The sequence below is a fragment of the Pseudolysinimonas sp. genome, from assembly GCF_057350545.1.
In genome coordinates this window covers 1-2913 of the sequence record NZ_JBMRCP010000087.1, presented here as the reverse complement: position 1 = coordinate 2913, position 2913 = coordinate 1, and the positions used below count along the sequence as shown (strand labels likewise).

The window sequence follows — 2913 nt, the reverse complement described above, 5'->3', positions numbered from 1 at the left end:
GGAACAACGAAAATGAGGAAACTCGCTCTCACCGCGGCGCTGGCCGCCGGTGCGATCGTCCTCGCCGGCTGCGCGGGTACGCCCGCCGAGCCCGAGTCCGGCGAGATCCGCGTCTGGCTCGTCGGCGCGGACACCCCGCAGGATGCCCGCCACTACCTGATCGAGACGTTCGAGGAGGAGAACCCCGGCTCCACCCTCGTCATCGAGGAGCAGCAGTGGACGGGTCTCGTCGACACGCTCACCACGGCGCTCTCGTCGAGCGACAGCCCCGACATCGTCGAGGTCGGCAACACGCAGGCCCCGGCCTTCACCTCGGTCGGCGCGTTCCGCGACCTGAGCGGCATCTACGAAGACCTCGGTGGTGACGACCTGCTCCCCGGCTTCGTGGAGGCGGGCACCTTCGAGGGCACGCTCTTCGCCGCGCCGTACTACTCGGGCGCTCGCGTCGTGTTCTACAACACGGCGCAGTACGAGCAGGCCGGCGTCTCGGTGCCGGAGACGCTCGACGACTACGTCGCGAACGCGGGCACCCTCGCCGAGGCCCTTCCGGGCGTCTCGGGCGTCTACTGGCCCGGCCAGGACTGGTACAACGCTCTCCCCTTCATCTGGGAGAACGGCGGCGAGATCGCGGTCTTCGAGGATGGCGCGTGGGACGCGCAGTTCTCGAGCCCCGAGTCGCTCGCCGGTCTCGAGCAGGTCGCCGAGGTGATGGCGTCCTCCACCGCCCCGAAGGACGGCGACGAGACGGATGTCTGGGTGCCGTTCCGTGAGGCGCAGGGCGCGACCCTGTCGGCTCCGAGCTGGGCCTACTGGTCGATCATCGCCGACGCCGACCAGGCGCCGACCGCGGTGACCGACACGCTCGGCTACTTCGCCCTCCCGGGCAAGGACGGCGGCGCGGCGCAGGTGTTCGCCGGTGGCTCCAACATCGCCATCTCGGCGAAGTCGGCCAACCCGACGCTCGCCGAGAACGCGATGAAGATCATCTTCAGCGACGAGTACCAGTCGATCCTCGCGGCCAACGGCCTCGTCCCGGCGAAGACCTCGCTCGGCGACCAGGTCGCCGCGGCCAACCCGGAGATCGCGGCGATCATCGCGGAGGCCGCGGCCAACGCGAAGCTCACCCCGGCGAGCCCGAAGTGGGCCGACGTCGAGGCGGCGCGTCTCCTCCAGGACTTCTTCGTCAAGATCGCCACGGGCGGTGACATCGAAGCCCTCGCCACCCAGCTGGACCTCGACATCGAGGACATCCTGAACGGCTAGAAGTACGGTGGCGCGGCACGATTCGACCGTGCCGCGCCACCGGCGCCCGTCGCCCTAGGAAGGTTCCGGGGCACGTGACAGAACCTATCCGAAAGGGCTCATCATGAGCACGACCGACGTCCGCACGCGACGCCGGCGCGATCTCACCCCCCTCTACCTGCTGATCCCGGCGGGGGTGGTGCTGCTCGCCCTCACCGCCTGGCCCCTCGTCCAGCTCATCGTCACCTCGTTCCTCGAGTTCGGGCGCGCGCAGATCTTCGGCGCGGCTCCGGAGTTCGTGGGGCTGCAGAACTACATCGACGTGCTGACGGATGCCGAGTTCTGGCAGGTGCTCGGACGCAGCGTCGCGTTCTGCCTCGTCAACGTCGTGCTGACGATGCTGCTCGGCATCGCGATCGGCGTGCTCATGACGAAGCTCGGCAAGGGCTTCAAGCTGCTCGTCTCGGTCGGCCTCCTGCTCGCCTGGGCGATGCCGCCCGTCACGGCGAGCGTCGTCTGGGGCTGGATGTTCGACACCGATCGCGGCGTCGTCAACTACCTCATCACCCAGATCACCGGCGTCGACTTCGTCGGCCACTCCTGGCTCATCAACCCGGTCTCGTTCTTCTTCGTCGCGACGATCATCGTCACGTGGCAGGCCATCCCGTTCGTCGCCTTCACGGTCTTCGCGGGCCTCACGCAGGTGCCGCAGGAGGTGCTCGAGGCCGCCGAGATCGACGGCGCCACCGGGTGGCAGCGCTTCCGCCTCATCGTGATCCCCTACCTCCGCGGAGTGCTCGTGATCCTGTTGATCCTGCAGATCATCTGGGACATGCGCGTCTTCTCGCAGATCTACGCGCTGCAGACCGTCGGCGGCATCGCGGCCGAGACCAACACGATCGGCGTCTACATCTTCAAGGTCTCGATCGGCGCCGGCGACCTCGGCGCCGGCGGCGCCATCTCGGTGCTGCTCGTGATCCTCATGCTCGGTCTCTCGGGCTACTACATCCGTTCGCTCCTGAAGCAGGAGGAGTCATGAGCCGCGGCTCTGCCCGTCGAGAACTCGCCCCGGGTCGACCGCGCTCGGCCGTCGTGCGCGGGCTGCTCAATGTGGTCGCCGTCGTCGTCTTCGTCGCGTCCGCCTTCCCCGTCTACTGGATGGTCAACTCGGCACTCCTGCCGAACCGCGCGATCCGCGAGCAGACCCCGCACTTCTTCCCCGACCAGTTCACGCTCGACAACTTCTGGCGCGTCATCACCCAGCCCTCGGGCACGATCGAGTTCCTGCCCGCCCTGACGACGTCGCTCATCGTGACGCTCAGCACCGTCGTGCTCGCGGCCGTGTTCGCGTTCTTCGCGGCGCTCGCGCTCTCGCGCTTCCGCTTCCGCTCGAAGAAGGCGCTCATCGTCGCACTGCTCGTCGCGCAGATGATCCCCGCCGAGGCGATGATCGTGTCGATCTTCCGCGTGCTCGACGGCTGGCAGCTGCTCAACTCGATCATCGGGCTCACGCTCGTCTACCTCGCGGTCGTGCTGCCGTTCACCATCTGGACCCTCCGTGGTTTCGTCGCCGGCATCCCGGTCGAGCTCGAGGAGGCCGCGATGGTCGACGGTTGCTCGCGCTTCGGGGCGTTCTTCCGGGTGACCCTGCCTCTGCTCTGGCCGGGCCTG

Annotated in this window: 3 protein-coding genes; all 3 read left to right on the top strand. The window is 68.1% G+C overall.

From position 1 onward, the window contains the following. Positions 1 to 12 precede the first annotated feature (12 nt). Entirely contained in the window at positions 13 to 1263 is a 1251-nt protein-coding gene (locus ACO1X9_RS12505; protein ID WP_486351172.1) for an extracellular solute-binding protein, read from the top strand. Positions 1264 to 1366: 103 nt separating this feature from the next. Further along, entirely contained in the window at positions 1367 to 2281 is a 915-nt protein-coding gene (locus ACO1X9_RS12500) for a carbohydrate ABC transporter permease (protein WP_486351171.1), read from the top strand. Beyond that, positions 2278 to 2913, top strand: a 636-nt coding sequence (locus ACO1X9_RS12495; protein ID WP_486351170.1) for a carbohydrate ABC transporter permease, incomplete at its 3' end; no start/stop codon positions are given. The genes ACO1X9_RS12500 and ACO1X9_RS12495, both read left to right, overlap by 4 nt.

Excerpts from the sequence above, each read along its gene's own strand:
- ACO1X9_RS12500 (WP_486351171.1), top strand. The coding sequence starts at position 1,367 with ATGAGCACGACCGACGTCCGCACGCGACGCCGGCGCGATCTCACCCCC.
- ACO1X9_RS12505 (WP_486351172.1), top strand. The coding sequence starts at position 13 with ATGAGGAAACTCGCTCTCACCGCGGCGCTGGCCGCCGGTGCGATCGTC.